This window comes from Streptosporangium carneum (assembly GCF_027922005.1).
Classification (GTDB): Bacteria; Actinomycetota; Actinomycetes; order Streptosporangiales; family Streptosporangiaceae; genus Streptosporangium; species Streptosporangium carneum.
The window spans coordinates 12,468-35,227 of sequence record NZ_BSEV01000040.1 but is presented as its reverse complement, the minus strand read 5'-3'; the positions used below and the strand labels follow the sequence as shown (position 1 = coordinate 35,227).

The 22,760-nt window shown below is 70.4% G+C and carries 24 protein-coding genes; 13 read left to right on the top strand and 11 right to left on the bottom strand.

What is annotated here, in order from left to right; genetic code table 11:
• The first annotated feature begins 147 nt into the window (after positions 1–147).
• From PKF00_RS41240 to PKF00_RS41230, 3 genes are all read left to right on the top strand, one after another.
• The gene (locus tag PKF00_RS41240) at positions 148–1,137 is read left to right on the top strand and encodes an Acg family FMN-binding oxidoreductase (RefSeq protein ID WP_271223217.1); all 990 of its coding nucleotides are present in this window, start codon (positions 148–150) and stop codon (positions 1,135–1,137) included.
• 205 nt (positions 1,138–1,342) lie between these two features.
• Positions 1,343–2,209, top strand: a complete 867-nt coding sequence (locus PKF00_RS41235) for a universal stress protein (protein ID WP_271223216.1) — start codon at positions 1,343–1,345, stop codon at positions 2,207–2,209.
• Between the two features lie 143 nt (positions 2,210–2,352).
• Positions 2,353–3,045, top strand: coding sequence for a DUF305 domain-containing protein (locus PKF00_RS41230; RefSeq protein WP_271223215.1), 693 nt, complete (start codon positions 2,353–2,355; stop codon positions 3,043–3,045).
• Positions 3,046–3,212: 167 nt separating this feature from the next.
• On the opposite strand, the gene chrA is transcribed toward PKF00_RS41230, so the two are convergent.
• Together chrA and PKF00_RS41220 are read right to left on the bottom strand one after the other, a co-directional pair.
• On the bottom strand, positions 3,213–4,418 hold the full coding sequence (gene chrA / locus PKF00_RS41225) for a chromate efflux transporter (protein ID WP_271223214.1): 1,206 nt from the start codon (positions 4,416–4,418) through the stop codon (positions 3,213–3,215).
• Positions 4,419–4,470: 52 nt separating this feature from the next.
• Positions 4,471–5,175, bottom strand: a complete 705-nt coding sequence (locus tag PKF00_RS41220; protein ID WP_271223213.1) for an arsenate reductase/protein-tyrosine-phosphatase family protein — start codon at positions 5,173–5,175, stop codon at positions 4,471–4,473.
• Between the two features lie 504 nt (positions 5,176–5,679).
• On the opposite strand from PKF00_RS41220, the gene PKF00_RS41215 reads away from it, so the two are divergent.
• Together PKF00_RS41215 and PKF00_RS41210 are read left to right on the top strand one after the other, a co-directional pair.
• Entirely contained in the window at positions 5,680–6,585 is a 906-nt protein-coding gene (locus tag PKF00_RS41215) for a hypothetical protein (RefSeq protein ID WP_271223212.1), read from the top strand.
• Positions 6,586–6,758: 173 nt separating this feature from the next.
• Complete coding sequence (locus tag PKF00_RS41210) at positions 6,759–7,832, top strand: beta-propeller fold lactonase family protein (protein ID WP_271223211.1); 1,074 nt, start codon at positions 6,759–6,761, stop codon at positions 7,830–7,832.
• Between the two features lie 111 nt (positions 7,833–7,943).
• Here the strand turns inward: PKF00_RS41210 and PKF00_RS41205 are convergent, their stop codons facing one another.
• Positions 7,944–8,474, bottom strand: a complete 531-nt coding sequence (locus PKF00_RS41205; RefSeq protein ID WP_271223210.1) for a TetR/AcrR family transcriptional regulator — start codon at positions 8,472–8,474, stop codon at positions 7,944–7,946.
• A gap of 77 nt (positions 8,475–8,551) precedes the next feature.
• Between PKF00_RS41205 and PKF00_RS41200 the strand changes: the two genes are divergently transcribed.
• The 3 genes from PKF00_RS41200 (at position 8,552) to PKF00_RS41190 (ending at position 11,835) form a co-directional block, all read left to right on the top strand.
• Positions 8,552–9,349, top strand: coding sequence for an NAD(P)H-binding protein (locus tag PKF00_RS41200; protein ID WP_271223209.1), 798 nt, complete (start codon positions 8,552–8,554; stop codon positions 9,347–9,349).
• Positions 9,350–9,530: 181 nt separating this feature from the next.
• Positions 9,531–10,670 carry a zinc-dependent alcohol dehydrogenase gene (locus tag PKF00_RS41195; RefSeq protein ID WP_271223208.1) on the top strand — a complete coding sequence of 380 codons (1,140 nt, stop codon included), beginning with the start codon at positions 9,531–9,533 and terminating at the stop codon, positions 10,668–10,670.
• On the top strand, positions 10,648–11,835 hold the full coding sequence (locus tag PKF00_RS41190) for an MFS transporter (protein ID WP_271223207.1): 1,188 nt from the start codon (positions 10,648–10,650) through the stop codon (positions 11,833–11,835). The genes PKF00_RS41195 and PKF00_RS41190 overlap by 23 nt, the downstream gene beginning before the upstream one ends.
• Here the strand turns inward: PKF00_RS41190 and PKF00_RS41185 are convergent.
• The 4 genes from PKF00_RS41185 to PKF00_RS41170 form a co-directional block, all read right to left on the bottom strand.
• Positions 11,799–12,299 (bottom strand): cytochrome P450 family protein, encoded by a 501-nt coding sequence (locus tag PKF00_RS41185; RefSeq protein WP_271223206.1) that lies wholly within the window; start codon positions 12,297–12,299, stop codon positions 11,799–11,801. The two genes, PKF00_RS41190 and PKF00_RS41185, sit on opposite strands and share 37 nt — an antisense overlap.
• Positions 12,300–12,399: 100 nt before the next feature.
• The gene (locus tag PKF00_RS41180; protein ID WP_271223205.1) at positions 12,400–12,969 is read right to left on the bottom strand and encodes a TetR/AcrR family transcriptional regulator; all 570 of its coding nucleotides are present in this window, start codon (positions 12,967–12,969) and stop codon (positions 12,400–12,402) included.
• Between the two features lie 42 nt (positions 12,970–13,011).
• Positions 13,012–14,538 (bottom strand): MFS transporter, encoded by a 1,527-nt coding sequence (locus PKF00_RS41175; RefSeq protein ID WP_271223204.1) that lies wholly within the window; start codon positions 14,536–14,538, stop codon positions 13,012–13,014.
• Positions 14,539–14,870: 332 nt separating this feature from the next.
• Positions 14,871–15,878, bottom strand: a complete 1,008-nt coding sequence (locus PKF00_RS41170; protein WP_271223203.1) for a saccharopine dehydrogenase family protein — start codon at positions 15,876–15,878, stop codon at positions 14,871–14,873.
• A 78-nt stretch (positions 15,879–15,956) separates the two neighbouring features.
• Between PKF00_RS41170 and PKF00_RS41165 the strand changes: the two genes are divergently transcribed.
• Both PKF00_RS41165 and PKF00_RS41160 read left to right on the top strand, forming a co-directional pair.
• The gene (locus tag PKF00_RS41165; protein WP_271223202.1) at positions 15,957–16,547 is read left to right on the top strand and encodes a TetR/AcrR family transcriptional regulator; all 591 of its coding nucleotides are present in this window, start codon (positions 15,957–15,959) and stop codon (positions 16,545–16,547) included.
• A 260-nt stretch (positions 16,548–16,807) separates the two neighbouring features.
• Entirely contained in the window at positions 16,808–17,110 is a 303-nt protein-coding gene (locus PKF00_RS41160; protein ID WP_271223201.1) for an SET domain-containing protein-lysine N-methyltransferase, read from the top strand.
• A 218-nt stretch (positions 17,111–17,328) separates the two neighbouring features.
• Here the strand turns inward: PKF00_RS41160 and PKF00_RS41155 are convergent, their stop codons facing one another.
• The 3 genes from PKF00_RS41155 to PKF00_RS41145 form a co-directional block, all read right to left on the bottom strand.
• Positions 17,329–18,225, bottom strand: coding sequence for an aminoglycoside phosphotransferase family protein (locus PKF00_RS41155; protein ID WP_271223200.1), 897 nt, complete (start codon positions 18,223–18,225; stop codon positions 17,329–17,331).
• Between the two features lie 283 nt (positions 18,226–18,508).
• The gene (locus PKF00_RS41150; RefSeq protein WP_271223199.1) at positions 18,509–18,835 is read right to left on the bottom strand and encodes a DUF4158 domain-containing protein; all 327 of its coding nucleotides are present in this window, start codon (positions 18,833–18,835) and stop codon (positions 18,509–18,511) included.
• Positions 18,836–18,894: 59 nt separating this feature from the next.
• Entirely contained in the window at positions 18,895–19,635 is a 741-nt protein-coding gene (locus tag PKF00_RS41145) for a TetR/AcrR family transcriptional regulator (RefSeq protein WP_271223198.1), read from the bottom strand.
• Between the two features lie 88 nt (positions 19,636–19,723).
• Here PKF00_RS41145 and PKF00_RS41140 point away from each other — a divergent pair, with 88 nt between their 5' ends.
• Positions 19,724–20,731 carry an amidohydrolase family protein gene (locus tag PKF00_RS41140; RefSeq protein ID WP_271223197.1) on the top strand — a complete coding sequence of 336 codons (1,008 nt, stop codon included), beginning with the start codon at positions 19,724–19,726 and terminating at the stop codon, positions 20,729–20,731.
• A 216-nt stretch (positions 20,732–20,947) separates the two neighbouring features.
• On the opposite strand, the gene PKF00_RS44795 is transcribed toward PKF00_RS41140, so the two are convergent.
• Entirely contained in the window at positions 20,948–21,205 is a 258-nt protein-coding gene (locus PKF00_RS44795; protein WP_369011199.1) for an SgcJ/EcaC family oxidoreductase, read from the bottom strand.
• 42 nt (positions 21,206–21,247) lie between these two features.
• Here PKF00_RS44795 and PKF00_RS41135 point away from each other — a divergent pair, with 42 nt between their 5' ends.
• Entirely contained in the window at positions 21,248–21,466 is a 219-nt protein-coding gene (locus tag PKF00_RS41135; protein WP_271223196.1) for a hypothetical protein, read from the top strand.
• Positions 21,467–21,654: 188 nt separating this feature from the next.
• Positions 21,655–22,557 carry a hypothetical protein gene (locus PKF00_RS41130; protein ID WP_271223195.1) on the top strand — a complete coding sequence of 301 codons (903 nt, stop codon included), beginning with the start codon at positions 21,655–21,657 and terminating at the stop codon, positions 22,555–22,557.
• Positions 22,558–22,760 lie beyond the last annotated feature (203 nt).

Below are 22,760 nucleotides of genomic sequence, written 5' to 3'. Positions count from 1 at the left end.
CTCCGTCCCGCTCACGCCGCGCTGAAAGTGCCCGGGTGTCGCAACGTGTGGCTCGCGCGAAGCGGACCGTAAGTCCCCCGCAGCGAGGACTTTCGCCGCTGACGCCTTCGAGAGCGCTGAGAAATGGTCGTCATGAGGAGGTGTCCTATGAACACGCGTACAACCGAGGAGATCACCGCGGCGGTCCAGGCCGCTGTGTGGGCGCCGTCGGTGCACAACACCCAGCCTTGGTCGTTCGTCGTCGAGAATGAGGAGATCGCCCTGCGGGCCGACAGCGACAGGAGGCTGCGCGTCGGCGACGCCGAGGGCAGGGAGATGCTGATCAGCTGCGGCGCCGCCCTGATGAACGTACGGCTCGCACTGTGCGCGCTCGGCCGCCAGGCGTCGGTGCGGGTGCTGCCCGACCCCGACCGGACCGCCCTGCTGGCGACCGTACGGCTGGGCGGCCCCACCGAGGCCGACGAGCACACCCGCCTGCTGTACGACCAGATCGAGCGGCGCCGCACCCATCGTGCCGGGTTCACCGACGTACCCGTGCCGGACGGTCTCGTGGAGGAGCTCGTCCGCCAGGCGAGCGCCGAGGGGGCACGCCTGGCGCCGGTCCGGTCCGAGGCCGCCGTCCGGGTGCTCGCCGCGCTCACCGAGGCCGCCCAGGAGGTGCAGTCCCAGGATCGGCTGTTCAGCCTGGAGATGATCCGCTGGGCTCAGCCGCCGGGAAGCGCCCGCCCGGAAGGGGGGCCGGCCGAGAGCTACCCCCGCGAGCCGCAGCGCACCCGCCCGCATTTCGCTCAGCGCGACTACGCTCACGGCCATCCGTGGGGCAGCGACACCGAGCGGTTCACCGCCGCCTCGACCGGGCTGGTGGCGGTGCTGACCACACCGGGCGACACCCGCGAGGACTGGATCGCGGCGGGTCAGGCGCTGGAGCGCCTGCTGCTGCACGCCTGCGCCCACGGCGTCCGCGCCGCCTTCCACACCCAGGCGCTGGAGATGGTCCACCTGCGGGAATTCCTCCGCCAGGAGCTGCTGTCGAGAGAGTATCCCCAGATGATCATGCGTTTGGGCTTCACCGGCGACGACAGCGCGGCCGTCCGGCGTCCGATCACCGAGGTACTGGAAGAACGCCGGGCGACCTGACCGGAAGGTCCGGGGACAGCGGCCGGGCGCCGTCCCGTGGAGCCTCGGTTCCCCTGCCCGCCTGCCGGCACGGCTCTGTCACCGCCGACCTCCATGACCGTCGTCCGCCTCCCGTGACGGTCGGAGGTCCTGGGAGAAGAGGACCTTCGCCGGTGTTCCCGCCCGGCTCGTGGCGGTGGGATGAAGCCGAGGAAGGGAGAGCGTCATGATCGTGGTGGGAGTCGACGGTTCGCGGGCCGGGCTCGAGGCCGTGGGCTGGGCCGTACGGGAGGCGGCGCTGCGCGGTGACGAGCTGCGCATCGTGCACGTCATGCCGGCCTGGCCGCTGGAGATGACCGAGGACAGCCCGCACGCGGAGGTGGGGCGGTGGATGCGCGACGGCGCCGAGTCCATGCTGGCCGACGGGCTGGAGCGGGTGCGCCAGGAGGACGGCCACGTCAAGGTGGAGTCGTTGCTGCTGCCCGGTGACCCACGGTCGGTCCTGGTCGAGGCCTCAGGCGACGCGCAGCTGCTGGTGGTCGGCAGCCACGGTCTGGGCGGCTTCCAGGGCATGCTGCTGGGATCGGTCGCGTTGGGCGTGGCCGGGCACACCGCCTGCCCGGTCGCCGTCGTACGGCGTCCGCCCGCGCAGCCGCGCGGCGAGGTCGTCGTCGGCGTCGACGGCTCCCCGGCCGGCGCCGAGGCCGTCGGGTTCGCCTTCGCCGAAGCCTCCTTCCGAGGCGCGGCCCTGCGGGCGGTTCACGCCTGGAGCCGGCCCATCGCCGGTGGTGGGCCTTTCGCCCTGGCGGACGCGGAGGAGACGGCTCAGGAAGAACGGCGGACGCTGGCCGAGGCGCTGACGGGCTGGAGTGAGCGCTACCCGGATGTGAAGGTCACCGAGCAGCTGGAGTACGGGCACCCGGTGGACGTCCTGCGGGACGCCTCGACGCGGGCCGACCTGCTGGTCGTCGGATCACGCGGGCGCGGCGACCTGGCCGGACTGCTGCTGGGCTCGGTGAGCCACTCGCTGCTGCACCACGCCGCCTGCCCGACGGTCGTGACTCCCACCTCGGCGACGTCCCGGCGGCCCTGACAACGCAGACCACCGTACCGGCACTCCGTCGAGCCAGGAGGACACGGCGGCAGGTACGGCGGGCGCACGGCGGGCGTGTCCGCGCCACCGGCCCTCGCTGTTCACCTCCATACGAGATATAAGAAATCTGCTGGGGGGATGTCATGGACACCCACAATTCTCCTGTCCGCCGGGCGGCTCTCCTGGCGGCCGCTCTGGGAACCGGGGCCGCCCTGGTCGCCTGTGCTCCCGGCGGCGTCCACGTCACAGGGCCGCAGGCCCACGTCAACGCGTCGGCCGCCGCCCTCGTCGAGGCCCCGGCCGATGAGCACAACGCCCGGGACGTGCTCTTCGCCCAGAGGATGATTTCTCATCACCGGCTAGCAATGATCATGAGCTGGATGGCCGAGACGCACACCTCGAACGCCCGGATCAGGGCACTGGCCGAACGGATCCGGGAAACCCAGGCGCCGGAGATCGCTCAGATGTCCGGCTGGTTGGAAAGCTGGGGAGAGAGAGCGCCGACCCGCGGCCCCTGCATGATGGGTCCGCCGGACACGAGAGACGACGACGGGGAACACTGCTACCGCGGGCCGGACGACATGGGCCCCGGCATGCCCCGGGGGCCGCACATGACGGACCGCTCCGAACCGGAGTCCCTGGACGGAGCGTCCGAAGGCGCCTTCGACCGGATGTTCCTGGACATGATGATCAGCCACCACACCGACGCGATCGACATGGCCACTGTTGAGCGGCAGGACGGCCTGTACCCACCGGCCAGGGCACTGGCCGCCTCGGTCATCACCGGGCAGACCGCCGAGATCACCGAGATACGGGCTCTGCGCGCACGGTCCTGAACGAGCGCTCGAACGCCGGCGGACCGTGCCGGCCAGGACTTTCCAGGCCGACACGCCTGGTCGCGAGCATGCACGCCCGGTCGCGCCACGGCTCGTCGACGGCCTCGACGACCTCGCCTTCCTGGCTGCGGACCTGGAACGACTCGGCGCACCCCGCAGGGGCTTTTTCAGCCGAGCAGGGTGTGGGCGAGGCCGATCAGGGCGCCCGCGGCGATGTACCAGGCGTTGTTGAGGCGGGTCTTCCACAGCAGCACCAGCGTGGCCAGGGTGATGGCCGCGGTCAGCCCGTCGACGATCGCGGTTCGGCCGAGCTGGTAGGACACTCCGGCCATCAGGGCGAGCGCGACGGCGTTGAGGCCGTCCAGCAGGGCGGAGGTCCAGTCGCTGGAGCGGAGCCTGTCGGTGAGTTTGGTGAGCAGGCCGACGAAGAGGAACGAGGGCAGGAAGATCGCGACGGTGGCCAGGAACGCGCCGACGGGGCCGGCGACGAGGTAGCCCAGGAAGGTGGCGGTGGTGAAGACCGGGCCTGGGGTGACCTGGCCGACGGAGACGGCGTCGATGAGCTGCTGGTTGGTGACCCAGCCGAGCCGGTCGACGAAGTCGCCGCGCAGGAAGGCCAGCAGCACGTACCCGCTGCCGTACAGCACCGAGCCGATCTTCAGCAGGGTGAGGAACAACTGTGCCAGCTGCCCGCCGGTGGGGTCGGGAAAGACCGGGGAGCCGCCGAGGCCGAGCAGCGACACGGCCAGCATCCCCTGGGGTGAGCCGTGGCGCTGCCGGCGTGCCAGCCGGACGGCCGCGGCCAGCACGGCGCCGGTGGCCAGGATCAGCAGCTCGTTGACGCCCAGCAGGTAGGCGGCCAGGGCGGCGATCGCCAGTGCGCCGAGCCAGACGTTCTTGATGACGGTGCGGAGCAGGCCGAACAGGGCGTGCGCGATGATCGCGATCACCGCCGGGATGACGCCGTACAAGATGCCCTCGACGGCGGGGGTGTGGCCGTAGGTGACATATGCCCAGGCCAGTGCGGTGACCATGAGCGCGGCCGGGAGGATGAAGCACACGCCGGCGACCAGCAGGCCGCGCCCGCGGGCCCGGTCGTAGCCCAGGTGGATGGCCAGTTCGGTGGAGTTGGGGCCGGGGATGAGGTTGGTGGCGCCCATCAGGTCCACGAACCGCTGATCGCTGACCCAGCCGCGGCGGCGCACCAGCTCGTCGCGCATCATCGCGGTGTGCGCGGCCGGGCCGCCGAAGGCGATCGTGCCCAGCTTGAGGAACACCAGCGTCACCTCCCACAGGCGGCGCCGGGCCGCTTTCCGGTCCTGGCCGCTCGGGTCGTTCGGAGAGGCGTTTCGTCTGGGCCGCTTCTGGCTCAAGGGAAACCGGTGTCCTTCTTACGCGGGCCGATATCGGTGTTCGCTGTCCGGGTCAGGAGGTCGGCGACGTGTGCCCGGCCGTCGCGGGCGGGCCGGTCAGGGCGGCCAGCCGGTCGACGCGCTCGGCGAGCAGGGACAGGACGTCCTCGAAGATCTCGTCGGTGTCGACGGGGCCGGGGTCGGGGACCGACCAGTGCACGTGCCGCAGGCCGGGGGAGAGGTGTTCGTAGGCGTTGTCGCAGACGGCGACGACGAGGTCGTGGGGGGTGAGCACGTCGCGGACGTCGGCGGTGCCGTGCCGTTCCAGGTTCAGCCCGTGACGGCGGGCGGCGCTGATGGCACGGGGGTTGAGGCCGGGGCCGGGGCGGGTGCCCGCGGAGGTGACCGGGACGGCGCTGCGCGATGTCCACAGCGCGGCGGCCAGGGGGGAGCGGGCGGCGTTACGGGTGCACACGAACACCACCCGCGACGCCATGACGACCTGGCGCCGGCTCAGAGCCTCCAGCGCCGAGGGGATCAGCCGGATGTATACGCGGCGGCGGTCGGCGTGGGAGCGGCCGCGGGTGATGAGGCCCACCTGCGCCAGCACACGCAGGTGGTGGGCCAGCAGGTTGGACGGCAGGTCCAGAGCGTGGCCCAGCTCCCCTGGAGACAGGTCGCCGACGGCCAGGGCGTCGACGATCGCCAGCCTGGCCGGGTCGGCGAGGGCCTGGTGCAGGGCGACGCGCTCCGACGACACATTTCCCTCAATGTCCATTGAGTCAATGCTGGCTGAGGTGTTTCCATGAGTCAACGCCGCAGGTGAGCACCGCGACCCGCACCCTTCACCCCCGCGCCCCTCGCTTCGTTCGCCGCCACCCCTCATCAGGGCGTCCAAGCCCGAAAACCCCCTACGGCGTTCGCGACACGGACGTCTCGGCCACCGACGACCGCCGGCAGCCCCACACCCCCGGCGACATGGACGACAGAAAGGATTCTTATTTCCCTTACCCGTGAAAAATAAGACCGAAAACAAGGTCTCCGCTTCTTTTGTGGCGCCGCAGAGCCGTCGGCTCAGGCGATTCGTCGCGCGTTCGGCCCCGCCGGGCGACATATTGACGCGCCGACGGAAGTCGCAGCTCGGCGGCGCTTTTGGTGTGCCCTTATTTGGAATGCATGGCGCGCTGTCGCACAAATATGCACTCTTTTCCTCTTTCCATGTTCATCACTTAAGTCTATTTTTCGGATATCAACCCCACTGCCCAAGATTGGGGCGTCCGTGATGAGCCAAACCATCACTTCTCGAGGTCGGAAATCCCTGCGCGAAACCATCGCCGAGGCCTCGGTCACCACCAGGCTCTACTGGCTGCTGCGCATCGGGGTGGCCATCGAGTTCATCGGGCACGGCTGGGCAGGCCTGAGCCGCTCACGGGCCTGGCTGCCCTATTACGACCTGTTCGGCATCTCTCCCGACGTCGCCCTCGACTACCTGATGTACGTCACCGGCGCCGTCGACATCACCGTCGGCCTGCTCATCCTGTTCTGGCCCGCCCGCATCCTGCTGCTGCACACCACCGTGTGGGGCGTCTTCACCGCCCTGCTGCGCCCCACCGTCGGCGAGGGCTGGTGGGAGTTCCTCGAGCGCGGCGGCAACTACGGCATGCCGCTCGCGCTGCTGATCATGGCGGGCTGGGGCGGCTGGTCACTGCGCCGCTGGCTGCAGCGCGTCGATGAGCCCGCCGCCATCTCCGACCGCGCCCTCATCGCCATCCACTGGGCCATGCGCGGCGGCCTGGCCCTGCTACTGATCGGCCACGGCGGCTTCGGCGCCTTCGAGCACAAGCGCTACTGGTATGACTTCTTCGCCCTCTTCGGCATCGGCCGCTCCAGCGTGGACTCGGCCGGCCTGATGGTGCTGGTCGGCGGTTTCGAGATCCTGCTCGGCCTGGCGATCCTGGTAAAACCGTGGCGGCCGCTGCTGTTGTTCGTCCTGGTCTGGAAACTCGGTACCGAACTGCTGCGCCCGCTGGTCGGCCAGGAGTGGTTCCAGTTCGTCGAGCGTGACGGCGACTACGTGCTGCCGATCGCACTGTACGTCAGCGCCGCCGCCTACGCCCTGGCGCGCAGCCGCACCCGCGCGGAACCGCTGTCCCCGCCGACCGCGGCGGCACCCGGCGCCCCCGCCTGACCTGCGCCCCTGACCGCCCCGGTCCGCCGGCCCGCTCACGGAAGCCGTCGACGCCGACTCCCCGATCCCCAGGAATGCGCGCTTCCTCCGGCACGGCGAACCGCCGGGCCGGCCGCCTCGTCCTCCACGACCGGCCCGGCAACCTTCCCTCCTGTTGAAAGGTCACCTCACCCATGTCGCCTGACCGTCCCGCTCCCCGCCAGGGCATCGCCCGTCGCCTCCTGCCCTCCGTTCTGGCCTGCGCCGCACTGATCACCGTCGGCGCACCGGCCGCGGCGGTCGCCGCGCCCGCCGCACCGGCAGGCCTGCTGTCCGGTGTGGCGGCCGGCGGCCATGCCGAAATCCACCCCGGCTCAGGGCGCCCCGTGGTGCTGGCCACCATCGACGTCGGTCTCAACCCCCGCGCGGTCGCCTTCACCCCCGGCTGGCGCCTGGCCTACGTCGCCAACGCCGGATCCAACACCGTCTCGGTCATCGACGTACGCCGCCGCGCCGTGATCGACACCATCCCGGTCGGCACGTTCCCCTACGGCGTCGCCTTCGTCCGCCGCGGCGCCTTCGCCTACATCGCCAACCGCGACTCCGACACCGTCTCGGTGATCGACACCGCGCACCGTACGGTCGTCAAGACCATTCCCGTCGGCGACGCCCCCCGCTGGGTGGCGGTCGCCCCCGACGGCCGCTTCGCCTATGTCAGCAGCACCGGTTCCGGAGCGGTCACCGTCATCGACACCGCCACCCACACCGTCACCGCCACCATCGCCGTCGGTCTGTCCCCTCGGGGTATCGCCTTCACCCCCGACGGCCGCACCGCCTACGTCGCCAACTCCGACTCCGACACCGTCTCGGTCGTCGACGCCGCCAGCCGCACCGTCACCGCCACCATCGCCGTCGGCGACGAACCCCGCGGCGTCCTGGTCACCCCGGACGGCCGCACCGTCTACGTCAGCAACACCATCGGCGGCACCGTCTCGGTCATCGACGCCCGCCGTAACGCCGTAACCGCGACCATCGCCGTCGGCGCCAGCCCGCGCGGCCTGGCCCTGCACGTAGGCGACCGCATCGCCTACGTCGCCAACTCCGGCTCCGACAGCGTCTGGACCTTCGACACCCGCACCAACACCGTCCTGGGCGAGGTCGCCGTCGGCGACGACCCCCGCTGGACCGCCTCCGGCCCTGGCGGCGCCTTCCTGTACGTCACCAACACCGGCTCCCACAGCGTCTCGGTGCTCACCCTCGCCCGGTGACCCCCGCCCCCAGAGACACCCCAGGTGACAGTGCCCGCGATCTCCACCCGGACACGCTGATCGCCCGCAGTGGGCTGGCTCGTGGACAGGAGGAGCACGGTGCTGCCCCGGTCACTTGTTACGGCGGCGGGGCTGACGTCGGTCGAGGCCGTCGAGCACGAGGGGGAGGAAGCGCTCCGGGATGACGCCCGGGTGGCAGGCGAACACGTTGAGCAGCTCCATGAGGTCACCGGTGCCGACGTCTGAACGCATCGCGCCGTCCGCCTGCGCCTGCCGTACCAGCTCGTCGAGTCGCTGCACCAGCGTCTGCCTCGCCTGCGGCGCGGAGGTCCCGGCCAGCGCGGCCGCGATGGCGCCACGGCCCTTCTCCACGCTGTAGACGACGAAGGCGCGAACGGCCGCCCACGCGTCAGGCTCGGCCGCCACGGCGCGGTCGAGGGCGTCCATGAGCTCGTGAACGTACTGCTCCGCCAGGGCGGCGAGCAGCGTGCCGCGGTCGGGAAAGCGGCGGTAGAGCGTGCCGACGCCGACTCCGGCCCGGCGGGCGATCAACTCCATCGGCGCGTCCGCGCCGCGCTCGGCCACCGCGTCGCGTGCCGCCTCGAGGATCCTGTCCCGGTTACGGCGGGCATCGGCGCGCATTGGACTCCCTTGAAGTGGACGACAGGCTTCCGCTTAGTATAGAACCGGAAGCCAACCTTCCGCTTAAGGGGATTGCGATGATTGTGGTGACGGGTGCGACAGGCACGATCGGGCGCGCACTGGTCGAGGAACTCGGCGGTGCGGTGCGAGCCGTGGTGCGGCGCGCGGAACAGGGCGAGGAGCTGGGATGCGACTACGTGGTCGGCGATCTGGAGCGGCCGGAGAGCATCCCGCTCGAGCCGGGTGACAGGCTCTTTCTCAACAGCGCCCTGTGGCCGGGTTTCGTACGAGCGCACCAGGCGGTCGTCGATCACGCGGCGGCCGCCGGTGTGGCGCAGGTGGTGACCGTCTCCGTGCGTGGCGTGACGTCGAGCAGCCTGCTCGGGTTCGGCATGCACGGGCAGGTCGACGAGCATCTCAAGGCGTCAGGGGTGCCGTGGTCGATCCTGGCGCCCGTCGGCTTCATGCAAAATCTCGCGGGAGACGTCGACGAGGAGGGGCGGATCTTCGGTTCGTACGGCAGGGGCGGCGTCGGCTACATCGACGCGCGTGACATCGCGGCGGTCGCGGCCGTGCTGCTCACGCGTCCCGTCGGGGCCGACGCCACTTACGAGCTCACCGGGCCGGTGGCGCCTACGCATGACGAGGTCGCCGCCGAGCTCACCCGCGCGCTCGGCCGGACCGTGCGCTACGTGGACCTGCGGGTCGAGGAAGCCGCCGTTCACCTGGAGAGGCGCGGCATGCCCGCCCAGGCGGCCCGGGACCTGGCCGAACTCATGTCGCAGATCGGGGACGGACGCTGGGCGAGCACGACCACGACCGTGGCCGACATCCTGGGCCGCGAACCGATTTCGCTGCGGGAGTTCCTCGGGTAGACGTGTGGTTGAAACCACAGCTCAGCGCAGGCATTCCTTAATTGGACGCACCATAAAAAGGAATCACTGGCCACCCGAAACAGTGTGGACAAGAAAAGCGGAATATCAATGAATTTCTGGTTTTACAGCGATCGCAGGGGTAACCACTGCCGGGTCGGCAAGCCAACGACGGGGAGAAAACGTGCTTGCATATCTTATGAATCAGCCCGGAGAGCTGGTCAGGGACCACGTGCCGGACCCGGTCTGCGGAGCGGACGAGGTGATCCTGCAGACCGAGGCGGTGTCCGTCTGTTCCACGGACATCTCCTACTACCGTGACCACCTGATTCCCGAGGCGTGGCCGATCATCCCCGGCCACGAGTACGTCGGACGGGTCCTCGAGGTCGGGCCCGAGCTGGGCTCGGCGGTGGCGGTCGGCGACCGCCTCACGTACTGGGGACAGACCGACTTCGGAGGGCTGGCGGAATACCGCAGCCTGAGGCCCCTGTTCCCGGGCCAGAACCCGGGCCGCGAGAAGGTCTGGCACACCGAGCGAAACTTCTACGACGCCGAGCAGGCGGCCGCGGTGGTGGTGCCGCCGGAGATGTCGTCGTCCAGCGTCACGCTGACCGAGCCGCTGATCTCGGTGATGCGCTCGATCCTGGTCAACCCGCCGCGTCCGGGCAGCAAAGTGATCATGCTCGGCGCCGGGCCCAGCGCGCTGCTCGCCCTGCAGGTGCTGACCCGGTGCATGGGCGTCGGCCCGACCGTCGTGATCGACCGCAACCAGGACCGGCTGGAGATCGCCCGTCGTCTGGGCGCCACACAGACGTTCAACACCCAGAGCGAGGCGGACGAACTGGAGGCGTTCGTCCGCGACAACAAGGACCACTACGCGGAATACGTCTTCGACGCCCTTCCCCACGTCGAAGTCGACGCGTACGGCACCGACGTGCGGGAGATGGCGATGATGCTCCTGTGGCCGGGCTCGACCTACGTCGTGTACGGGGCCACCTCGATGCTGCAGAGCATCCGCACCTGGCTCATTCTCGCCAAGGGCCTGAAGGTCCAGGCCGCGCCGTTCGACGTGCGCGCCTTCCCGATGAGCCGGACCGCGCACGTCGCCCAGACCGCCCTGGGCCTCGTCCGGCACGGCGTGATCGACGTCGACGCCCTGCTCACCGGCAGCGCGGACTTCGACCGTCCGGAGTCGGTTTACGCGGTGTTCGACCACTACGGCGAGGGTCTGTCCTTGAAGACGTCGATCGCGTTCCCGGCGCGGGGCGAGCACGGGAGCCGGAGGATGGCGGAGGTGACCGGTGAACCGGCAAGTGACCTCTGAGCGTCTACAGGCGCCTCCCGCCACCGGCGGGGTGACCCGCGCGGCGATCTCGACCTTCTTCCTGATCCTGGGGCTGGGCTTCGGTTCGTGGGTGGTGCGTATCCCCGACGTCCAGAACCAGCTTCACCTGAGCAAGGGCGCCCTGGGCGGCGCGCTGCTCGCCGTCACGGTCGGCTCACTGATCGGGATGCCGCTCGCCGGTTGGCTGACCGGGCGCATCGGCAGCGCGCGCGTGCTGCGCGCCTCGGCCGTCGTGCTCGCCGTCGGCGTCGCCCTGCCCGCCTACGCCGGCAGCTGGTGGGGGCTGTGCGCCGTACTGGTCGTCCTCGGCCTGGGCAACGGGGCCGAAGGGGTGGCGATGAACGTGCAGGGAGCCCTGTTGGAGCGGAATCGGCAGCAGGCGATCATGTCCTCGTTCCACGGGGTGTTCAGCATCGGCGGGCTGATCGGCTCCCTGGCCGGTGGCGCGCTGGCCGACGCCGGGGTGAGTCCTCGCGCCCACCTGACCGGCGTGGCCGTCCTGCTGCTCCTGCTTACGGCGGTGGCCGGGCTGCGGCTGCTGCCGACGCCCCCCGACCCCGGCCGCCAGGGCCACAGCTTCGCGCTGCCCGGCAAGCCCGTGGTGGCCGCCGGACTGGTCGCCTTCTGCGTGCTGTTCGGTGAGGGCGCCGTCAGCGACTGGAGCGCGGTCTATCTGAAGAACGACCTGGACGCGGCCGCTCTGGCCGGGATCGGGTACGCCGCGTTCGCCGGCGCCATGGCGGTCGGCCGGATGGCGGGAGACCGGCTGGCCTCCGCCCTGGGCGCGCACCGTCTGGTCACCGTGGGCGGCCTCCTCGGCGCCGCCGGCATCACCGTCGCCGTGCTGGTGCCGGTGCCGTACACGGTGGTGCTCGGCTTTGGCCTGATGGGCGCCGGTCTCTCCGTGGTGTACCCCCAGATGGTCAGCGCGGCCGGCCGGACCCCGGGCATGGTGCCCGACGTGGCGATCGCCGCGGTGTCGACGGTCGGCTACTTCGGTTTCCTCGTCGGGCCCCCCGCCATCGGCGGGCTCGCCGAGGTGATGTCCCTGCGCTGGGCGCTGCTGCTCGTCGCGGTATGCGCGGCCGTCATCGTCGTGCTCTCCGGTCACGCCCTGCGCGACGCCGAACCGGTGGAACAGTAGGGGATCGGCCGTGTCCCCTCCTGCGGCGACCGGAGACGTTCCCCTGTGGGCGAGGGTCTCCTGAAGGGTGGTGAACGGCGGCCCCGGCGGATCACCTGCCCGCCGACCACCAGATCCTCGCGGGCGACGCGACGGGCTTCGGTGTGGGTGATGGACAGGTAGCGCAGCAGTTCCTCGACCGCGCCTGCCACCAGGGCGGGGTCGCCACCGTCGCGGATCGCGGCCAACTGCTCCGGGTGCGCCAGCAGCACGCTCGTGCCCAGCGCGATCATGTTCGCAGTGGTGTCGTGCCCGGCCACCAGCAGGAGCTGGCCCATCGTGGCGATCTCGCCCCTGGTCATCGCCCCGGTGCGGTACTGCTCGACGGCCAGCCTGCTGAGGACGTCGTCGCCCGGCTCGGCGACGTCGACGCTGACGCGCGGATCGGCGAGCAGCGCGCGCACGTCGGCGTAGCGGGTGACCATCCACGCGGTGCTGTAGGGCCAACACCATCGCGTTCACCAGGTGACGGCTTCGTTTATGACAGGCCGTTTCCGGGCTGAGGGCCGTACGGTCCCCATCGGCTCAGTTGCGGACGGCTCGTTGCAGGACGGCTTGGATGTGATCAGGGTCGGCGGGGGCGTTGTCGAGGAGGATCGCGGTGCACAGTCCGTCGGAGGCCGCGACGAGGGCGGCGATGGCCGCAGGGTCGTCGGTCAGCGTGGTGGCGAGTTCGGCGATGTTCTCCCGCCAGCGTCGTGCCACAGGTCGCAGTGCGGGGCGGCGGGCGGCCAGGGTTGCCAGCTCGCGTTCGGCCAGGGCGCGTTCACGTCCGGAGCCGGCGGACTCGGCGATGAGGTGGGCCAGGCCGGTGAGCTTGTCGCCGGGGGTGTCGATGATGTCGCGGATGCGGGCGGTGTAGGCGTCGGCGACACTCGTGAGGGCGGCGACGAGCAGGTCGTCGAGGGTCGCGAAGTAGTAGGTGCTCAGGGACGTCGTGGTGCCGGCCTGTTTGGCGACCGTACGATGGGTGACGCCTGCCGCGCCGTCGCGAGTGACCACGGCAAGGGTGGCCTCGATGATCTCCGCGCGTCGTTTCTCGCCACGCGCGCGGCGTCCGTCGATGTGCTCGCTGTCGTCGGTGGTGTCGTCCATGCTGCTCCTCGGCCCGGCCCCCCAGGATAGTCGGACCATCGTTCAAACGTCGGTGTCGCGGTTCTGCGCCTCCCCGAGTGTGGGCACGTGACGCAGCATCCCGAGGCACAGCGCCGTGGCAGCGGCGATGGCGACCCCCGCGACCAGGGAAGCGATGTTGAGTCCGCTGGTGAAGGCCTGCTGGGCCGCCTTGACGGTCCCGGGCGGAAGGCTCTCGGTGATCGCCACGGTCGCGTTCAGGCTGTCGGTGAGGGGACCGGAGGTCTCCGGCGTCAGACCTTCGGGCACCGTCACCTGAGTACGGTAGACGGCGGTGGTGAGACTGCCGAGCAGGGCGACGCCGACGGCGATGCCGAGTTCCTGGACCGTCTCGGACATCGACGCCGCCGACCCGGATCGCGCTGCCGGCACTGCGCCCACCACCATGTCGGTGCCCAGGGCGGCGAGGGCGCCCAGCCCGAGATAGACGAACGCGAAGCCGACCGCCACAGGGATCTCGTCGTCGAGTCCCGCGGTGGCGAGCAGCGCGTAGCCGGCGAGGGACGCCCCGAGGGCGGCGCCCATGACCGAGCCGGGGCGGAAGCGCCGGGCGACCAGGGGAGCACCGATGGCGGCGGTGAACATCGCCAGCGCCGGTGGTCCCATCCAGAGCCCCGCGTCGAAGGACGTGAGCCCTTCGACGAGCTGGAGGTACTGCGTGACCAGGTACATCGAGCCCCCGACTCCGACCAGGCCGATGAGCAGCACGCTCAAGGCCACGGTGAAGGCCCGGTTGCCGAACAGCGTCACGTCCAGCAGTGGGTCGGGGAGGCGGCGTTGGCGGCGTACGAACACGATTCCGGCCAGAACGCCCGCCATGGCACAGACGAGGGTTGGGCCGCCGGGACCGTCGGAGGCGATGCGCTTGACGGCGTAGATGACCGGAAGGATCGCTGCCAGGGACAGGCCCACGCTGATCAGGTCCAGCCGGCCGGTGGACGGGGCCGCGTACTCGGGGAGCAGGGCGCGTGCCCCGGCCAGGACGACGAGGGCGATGGGCACCGCCGTCAGGAACGGCGCTCCCCACCAGAAGGAGTCCACCAGCGATCCGCCCACGATCGGCCCGGCGGCCATCCCGAGCGCGAACATCGTGGCCCAGACCCCGATCGCGACCGCGCGCTGACGCGCGTCGGGGAACATGTTCGAGATCAGCGACAGCGTGGAGGGCATGAGCGTCGCCCCGGCCACCCCCAGCAGGGCTCGCGCGAGGATCAACAGCTCGGCCGTGGGGGCGAACGCGGCGAACACCGAGGCCGCCGCGAAGGCGATCATCCCGGTCTTCAGCAACCGGCGCCGCCCGATCCGGTCGCCCAGCGTACCCATGGTGACGAGGAACCCGGCGACGAGGAACCCGTAGGCGTCCATGATCCATAGCAGTTGGGTGGCCGACGGGGACAGATCGGCCGCCATGCTCGGCGCCACCAGGTACAGCACGGTCACGTCCAGTCCCAGCAGCACCGTCGGCATGGCCAGCAGGCCCAGGCCCGCCCACTGGCGCGTCCCTGCCCGTGTGAACTGTTGCTGCGTCATCACGCCCCCTTCACTCTCATCATGTTGAACGTTAGTACAACTAGTACCATCGTTCAATATGATGAGAGCAGGCGTGAAGCGGGTGTCACCGGTCGGGTCCAGGACGTACATCTCGTTCTTGATCGGGTGGGTCACCGGCTGGATCCGTGAGCGCCGCCTGCGGTGGGTGCCGGCCTTCGAGAGGCTCCGCCTGCGGCCTGGCACCGGAGCCCCGGCGGCCGGCGTTGGTCGTGGCACCGGCGTACGGCGAGTCGTTCGCGTCGTGGGCTGATCGGATGGCCCTGCGGAACGGATGTCACGGGCGCGCCGCCCGCGATTCTCGATCGCCGGAGTCAGCGATCGCCGTGCGCGCCGGTAAAGACGGCGCCGATCTCCGCCATCCGCTCGGCCGCGTAGCCGGGGTCGATCAACGCCTCGGGGGTGTGGAGGCCGGGCGGCACGGGGGCGCCGCGCAGGCCGAGCAGTCGTTCGACGCCGAGGGCGACGCCGAGCGCCGTCAGGGGGCGCTGCCCCTCCGGGTGGAAGAGGTGGCGGCTCGTCCTGAGTGGTGCGCCCGCGCGGTCCACGCCTTCGAGGTCGATCTTGACCTCCGTGGACGCGGGCCCGCCGCGTCGCCTGCCCGCCGATTCACCGATCGCGAACGCGAAGCGGACGTTGGGCGCGCCCGTCGCGAGGGCCAGGCTCGGCACGTCGAGGATGGGAACGATCTGGCCGGGCAGCACGGTGCCGTCGACGCCGGTGACCTCCACCTCCGCGTCGGGGCCGCTGACCCAGTGGAAGACGCCGTCGCGGCGGACGTGCCCCGCTGAGCTGGCGGCCAGCAGGCGTTCCATGTCCGCCATGGCCGCGGGCCCGCCGCTGTCCTGTTCGTCCAGCACGCCGCTGACCTCGATGGTGTCGAGCCGGTCGAACTCCTTGGCGAGGCCGAGCACCGCGAGGACGACGAGCCCCGCGTACCAGTGGCTTGCCAGCAGGATCGGCGTCGCGCCGGCTCGCAGGCCGGCGGCGACAACCTCGGGTCCGATGTCGACCAGGCCGCTGGAGATGCTGACGTACGGCAGGCCGCGGTCCTGTGCGTAACGCAGTCCGTTCAGGTGGCTGTCCCACACCGTTGCCACGACCGCCGAGTAGCCGTCGGTCTCCTGGAGGCCGAGGTCGCCTCGCCGTAGATCGATGGTCACGGCTGTCGCGCCGCCGAGCTCGTCGGCGACCCGCCGGGCGCGGCCGAGGTCGCGGCCCGCGATCGTCAACGGCAGCTCCGGGTACCACCGGCGCAGGAGGGTTGCGGTCCCCGCGCCCGCCTGGCCGGATCCGCCCATGATCAGTACGGAGTGCTCCACGGTGATGTCCTCTCATTAACCTACATTCTGTAACTTACATTTTGTAGCTTAAGCTGGGAGGCGACGCAAGGGAGGACGATGGCCACGGGATCGACTCGCCTGTCCAAGGCGGCCAGGCGGGAGCAGTTGCTCGACACCGCCATGGCGATCGTGCGCGCCCACGGCACCGACAGCCTCACGCTGCTCAGCCTGGCGGAGGCCGCCGGAGTGAGCAGGCCAGTCGTCTACGACCACTTCGGCACCCGCCCCGGCCTGCTGATCGCGCTCTACCGGCGGCTCGACGAGCGGCACCGGGCCGCCTCGGAGGAGGCCCTGCGTGACGCCCCGGCCGTCCCCCGCGAGATCGCCCGCGTCCTGAGCGCCGCCTACTTCGCCTGCGCCACCGACATGCCGGAGTGGACCGCCATCTCGGCCGCGCTCAAGGGGAGCCAGGAGATGGAGGCGATCGAGCGCGAGCTGCTCGACGGTTACACGGACCTGATGGCCACCGCCCTGCGGCCGTACTCCGGGCTCACACAGGAAGCCCTCCGGCTCCGCTGTGTCGGCGTGCTGGGCGCGGCCGAGGCGATCGCCGCGGAGCTGAACCGGGGGCGTGCCACCGTCGCCGCGGCCATCGCGGCGCTGACGGACCTGACCGTCGACAGCATCGACGCCGGAGCTCAGGGCTGACCGCACACATCTGGAAGGAGAACAGCCACGATGAGCACGGTTTACGCGACTGAATGCCGGCTCACACCAAGCGCCGAGACCAGGCCCTCGTCTATTCAAGGGATCGGACTGTTTGCCATCGAACGGATCCGTCAAGACGAGGTTGTCATGCGACTCGGCGGACAGCTGATCAACGATGAGACCTTGGCCTCTCTCGCACCGCCCTACACAGCCTGACCGTCGAGGAAGGCCTGCACCTGCTTCTCGACCCCGCCCGTCCGGTGCGCTACGGCAACCATTCGTGCGACCCCAGCCTCTGGCACCGGGACGCGACCACCGTGATCGCCCGCCGCGACATCAACCCCGGCGAAGAACTGGCTGTCGACTACGCCGCCCACACGGGCGTTAATACATGGTCGATGACCTGCCACTGCGGCAAACCCCTCTGCCGCCGCACCGTGACCGGCAACGACTGGCAACTGCCCCGACTCCAGGCCGCCTACGGAACCCACTGGAGTCCGCCCCTGCTCGATCGCATCATGACCGCCACCAGACAGAGGCATTCCGGCCGTTGGAACACCTGACGTCGCCAGAGGCCGTATACCCGGCCGAGACGATCGAGGCGCACAGGGCGTTCACCGCCCGCCGCCGAGGAGAGGCTCCGCCGGTTCGATCGGGGCCACGGGCAGCATACGGCCGTGGACCTTGGCATCCCCACCACGCGCGGTGATCGATGAAGCCCACGAAGGTGGGCTGCCGCATGGCCCTCAACCAAATTGAGAACAAGTTCGAGAAGTGTGCGTCAAACGCCCTTCAGAACACGATCAAGTGCCGCCCGGCCTGCAGGTCCCCAGTTCGGCTTGCCGCCGGGAAGGCCCCGATCTCCGTTCTGCCCCATGAGCATCAGGAAGAGGCTCTTCACAGCGGCCAGCCCGCGGGCGCGCCGGATCGCCGCCTCGTCCGCATGCCCGTACGTGTCGAAGAACCGTGAGGCCGTGCCCGCGGGTAGCAGCACCCATGCGGCGGCGAGGTCCCACGCCGGATCGCCGGCGAACATGTCACCGAAGTCGATGACGCCCGAGAGCGTTCCGTCCGAGACGACGACGTTCGCGGGATGGAGGTCGCCGTGCACCCACACCGGCGGGCCCTCCCACGCGGGGGCCGCAACGGCGTCGTCCCATACGTCCCGGACGTCGGCGGCGATGTCGTCGGGGGCAACGGCCCGGAAGAAGTTCTCGAAGCCGTCCGTGCAGTTCCTGGGATGGGCGCCGCGGTCCGTAGTGATCGGCGCCTCGGCGGGCGCCTCCACATGGAGCGCCTGGAGGAAGCCCGCGAGCGTGTCGGCCGCGTGGGCGCCGCGGCTGATCGAGCCGTGGTCCAGCGGCTCGCCGGGAACCCACGTCATCACGGTCCAGTGCTTGGGGAAGCGCTCGGACGGTTCGCCGAACCGCACAGGGGTCGGCACCGGGAGCGGCAGGCGCGGGGCCAGCACGGGTAGCCACCGCCGCTCCTTGAGCTGGAGCTCCGGGGTGGGGTCCATGCGCTGCATGCGCACGGCCAACTCGTCCCCGAGGCGCCACATTTGGTTGCCCCAACCGCCCACCACCTCGCGGATGGCCAGCCCTGCAAGGTCTGGATGTTGCTCCTGCAGCAGGTCGCGGACCAGGTCTGCGGTGATCTCGATCTCAGTGTCGGTCATGCGAAGTCACAGTACTGAGGCGGCAGGCGGAGCGGCTCTCGCTCTCCGGAACGTCTCGCTGTCATCCCTCTGGCATTACGGATTCGGTTTCAGAGAGCTCCAGATCAGAAGCTTTGGGACGGAACGGCCCCCTAGTTCGGAGAAGCCTGCCTGAGCTGCCCGATGTTCATCACCACCCCGGAATTCCTGCCCCGGCATCGGCAGCGCCGCCAGGTCCTGCGTCGCGTTCGGCGAGCTTTGACGGCCCCGCCTGTCGCGATCGAGATCGCGGCGGCGAGGACGGTCAGGCCGGCGATGAAGGCGGGCGGAAGCTCCGATGCCGCTTGGCCGACCGCTCCGCGACGTCGGTCAGGACGATCTGCTCTGTCAACCCGATCACGCCACGGGTGTGCTCGGCCACCACCGGCGGGACGTCCGCGAGCTTCGGGAAGTACCCAAGCCGCTGGTAGGCCTTCAACCGCACCAGCAGCGCCGGCGGATGCTGATCGTCCTGCGTTTTGCCGCGCGTCCACTCCGCCTCAGCCGGCGATGGGGTGAACACCTCCGCCGGCTCCCGAGCGGACACAGCCCGCGCGAACCTCGGGTAGGCGGTCCGGTCGATCGACGCCATCCGAAGTCCCGGAAACCGTCATCAATCAGCGCGAACCCTCAGATCTTAATGACCGGTGATCAAGCTTGCGGCCCGTTTCCGCCGTATTCCGGTGGCACCCGGGCAGGGGCGGCCTGACCGGCGGCCAGGCGGTCCAGCCATTCGGTGAGCAGATGCTGTTCAGCGGTGGTCAGCGTGGTCTGCTCGGGCAGGGTGGCCCGCAGTGCGCGGGCGGCGCCCGCCGGCCCGGACTCCGTCACGGCGGGCCTCTCGGTGGTGACGGCTGCGATCATGGACTCGCGCATGGCGGTGAGCAGGGCCGGATCGCGGCGTTGTTCGGGCAGTGACAGCCAGGTGAGGACGGCGCCGCGCGCGGTGGCGTGGATGAGGGTGGCCGCGAGCTCCTCCTCGACGCGGAGCCGCCCGGCCGCGGCGAGGCGGCGGATGCGCCCCAGCAGGATCTCCATGCCGGCGCGGAAGGCGGCCGACGTGGTGCCCCGTCGCGGTTCGCCGTACATGAGCGTGTACAGCGCGGGGTTGGCCAGCCCGAACTCGACGGCCAGGTCCCAGCCCGCACGCAGGTCCTCGACCGGGTCCTGCGGATGGCGGTCAGTGTGTTTGGCCGCGAGGAAGGCGGCGTAGCCGTGCTCGGCCACCGCTTCCAGCAGCCCGTCCTTGTCGCCGAACAGACGGTAGATCGTCGGAGCCTGCACTCCGGCCGCGGCCGCGGCCGCGCGAGTGGTGACCGCGTCTCGCCCCTCGCGGGACAGCAGGTCGGCGGCCGCCTCGATCACGCGTTGCCGTATCGGCGCTTCGCTCATGAATCGATGATACCGCCATGTCTGTACCAACGATAATATCGGCGCTAACCTAAATGAGCTTCCATTGATAACAGGAGGGGTGCGGAACATGCGAATCGTCGCTCTTGAAGAACACCTGGTCCTGCCCGTGGTGCTCGAGGCCTGGGCGAAGGCGGGAATCCCGCAGGTTCCGCAGCTCGGCTACGGGGACGAGCCGTTCGCGCGCCGGCTGCGGGACACCGGCGAAGGACGGCTGGCCGACATGGACGAGCAGGGTGTGGACGTCGCGGTGCTGTCCCTGGCCACGCCGGGCGTGCAGAACCTCACCGACGCCGACGCCGTCAGTGTCGCCCGGGAGGTCAACGACACCCTCGCCGAGATCGTCGCCGCTCGCCCGGACCGGTTTCAGGCATTCGCCGCCATCCCGACGCCGGTCCCCGAACAAGCCGCCGCGGAGCTGGAGCGGGCAGTCACACAGCTGGGCTTTCCCGGCGCGATGCTGTATGGCCGCACCGGGACCACGCTGGCCGACGCGCCGGAGTTCGACGACCTGTACGCAACCGCCGAGCGACTGCGGGTCCCACTGCACTTCCATCCGCAGACCCCGCTGCGGCCGGTCCTGGAGGCGTACTACTCAGGGCTCGGCGCCGTCGGCACGGGGCTGGCCACCGCGGGGCTCGGCTGGTACTACGACCTTGGCGTGCAGTACCTGCGGATGATTTTCTCCGGTGTGTTCGATCGGCATCCCGGGTTGCAGGTGATCGCCGGACACTGGGGCGAAGTGGTCCTGTTCTATCTGGATCACACCGGGATCATGGCGCACAACGCCAAGCTGGAGCGTCCCCTTGCCGACTACTTCCGGCAGAACTTCTGGATAGCGGGCAGCGGTACGGTCAGCGAACGCTACCTGCGGTGGACGGCGGAGGTCGTCGGCACCGACCGCATGCTGTACTCCACCGATTACCCCTACACCTTCGGCACCCGGCCCGGCGGATTCCCCTTCCTCGACACCGGCAAGGGTGTCGCCCGCTCCTTTCTGGAGAAGGCGCCGTTCACCCAGGAGGAGAAGAACGCGATCGGGTCGGGCAACTGGGAGCGCCTGACCGCCCGTACCTGATCTGGAGTGGGGCCCGGACCGCCGCGACGGCCTGCTGGTGACGGTCTCGGTCCACTCGGACCTGGCCCAGGAAGGAAGACCACGTGGGAGATCACGAAGGCGAGCCCGGGCCATGGACCAAGCCTCTGGACACGGTGCCCGCCCCGCACCCTGACGGCGACGCCGAGCCGCGGGGTCAGCGCCGGCCGATGCCGGCTCGGCGGGCGACGCGCGCCATCAGCGCTGGCCAGGACGCCGTGGAAGAGCTTGTCGTGGTTGTGCTGGTGGGTGCGGCGGCGGCGGGCGACGCGCGCCATCAGCGCTGGCCAGGACGCCGCGGAAGAGCTTGTCGTGGTTGTGCTGGTGGGTGCGGCGGCCGCGGGCGATGGTGCCGTCGTAGGAGACGTAGTCGGAGTCGTCGGTGAACAGCGCGCCGAACGCCTGGGCGTCGCCCGCCGTCCAGGCCGCCGGGAAGTCGGCGAAGAGCCTTTCGATCTGGGCGGTGTCGCCGGTTCGCGTGCCGGGGGTGGATCCGGCTTGGCCTCAACACGCACCGACCTGCGCTGCCTCGACGTGGTGCTGGCCGACGGCCCGGTGCCCGCAGGCCAGGTCAGCCTCGCGCTGAAGCTCAGCCCGGCGGGCGCCCAGGCTCTGCAGGAGTACGGGCCGGACGGACTGGCCGTCATCCTCGATTTCCTGCGTACCGCTCGAAGAGTCCAGGAGGAGCAGGCCGCCCGCCTCAGAGTCTTGTCCTGAGCGGGCGGTCTTCCCTGTCCGTCCTGTGATCGACCGTTGGCCGCCTCCGCGGGCGTCTCGGCCGGCCCTGGATTCCGGCGAAGCTCAAGGCCCCGGCGAACGGTCGCGCCGCCGGATCGCGGCGGTGGGCGACTCAGTCATCCTCGCGGGTGATCCCAAGGTGAGGCGCTCCTTGTACGGTCCTGCACATGTTCGAGCAGAATTACGACGTACTCCCGCGGCACGCGCTCTGCGCGCTCGGCTCCGGCCTGGACCTGCGCACGGTGGAGGAGGTCGTCGCCAGGGCAGGCGGGCCCGGCTTCGTCGTCGACCGCGACGCCTTTCTGTCGGTCCACGATCCTCGGATGTCCAGGGCGTTCGCGGCCTGCCTGACGGACGGCTCCTTCGCCGAGTCCGACGAGGAGGCCGTGCGCAGGCACGACTCGGTGGTGTACGTGCTCTCGCCGCCGATGCCGCAGCACCTCGGGTTCAATCCGCGGCGGCACGTGATGATCGGGGAGGAGCACGGCTACAAGCTGCCCGGAGGGGCGTGGAGCGAGGTGCTCGACATCTCGCGGCGGACGCTGGCGGTGGCGGGCGCGCTGCTGCGCTCCGGCGCCACGGCCGTGAAGACCGAGAGCAGCGGCCTGACGCACGGCCGGGACCGGTGGCTCTTCCTGGCGGATCGGGCGGCCGAGGCGACGGACTGGATGGAGCTGGCCGTCGTCCTGTTCGACGCCTGGGTCAAGCGGCCGATCTCCTCCGCGAACCTGCTCCGCAGCTGCGGCATGCACCTGCTGGGCGCGCCCGACGTGGAGCTCGAGGCCGACTGGCCGGACCCGCGACGGCCGTCCGGGCGGCAGATCGGCGACGCCGTGGAGCTGATGGACAACCTGGCGCTCTATCTGCTGACCGAGGACCGAGCACTGATGATCTTCGACGGCGAGGGGTTCCGGCTCTCTGCCGACGGCCCGCGATGGGTGCTGAGGAGGCATCCGTGTGACGACGACGAGGAGAGCTTCTTCTACAACCCGTACGGCTACTGGCGTCTGACGCCCGACGGTTCCCCCGCCCCGGTGCCCGCCGGACCGCCGGCCCTTCCCGGGGCGTGACGGCCGCCTCCGACGGTCGCTTCCGGGAGGCCGGCAGCAATCGCGGAAAATCCAACGAACCCGCTGCCGACCTACGGGAGACGCCACCGGAATACGGCGGAAACGGGCCGCCGAAGGCTGACCTGACAGAGTCAACGCTCTCCGGCCTTGGACTGACCGACCTGCCGACCCGGGCGGCCGAAGCGCTCGGCCACCGTCCTCAG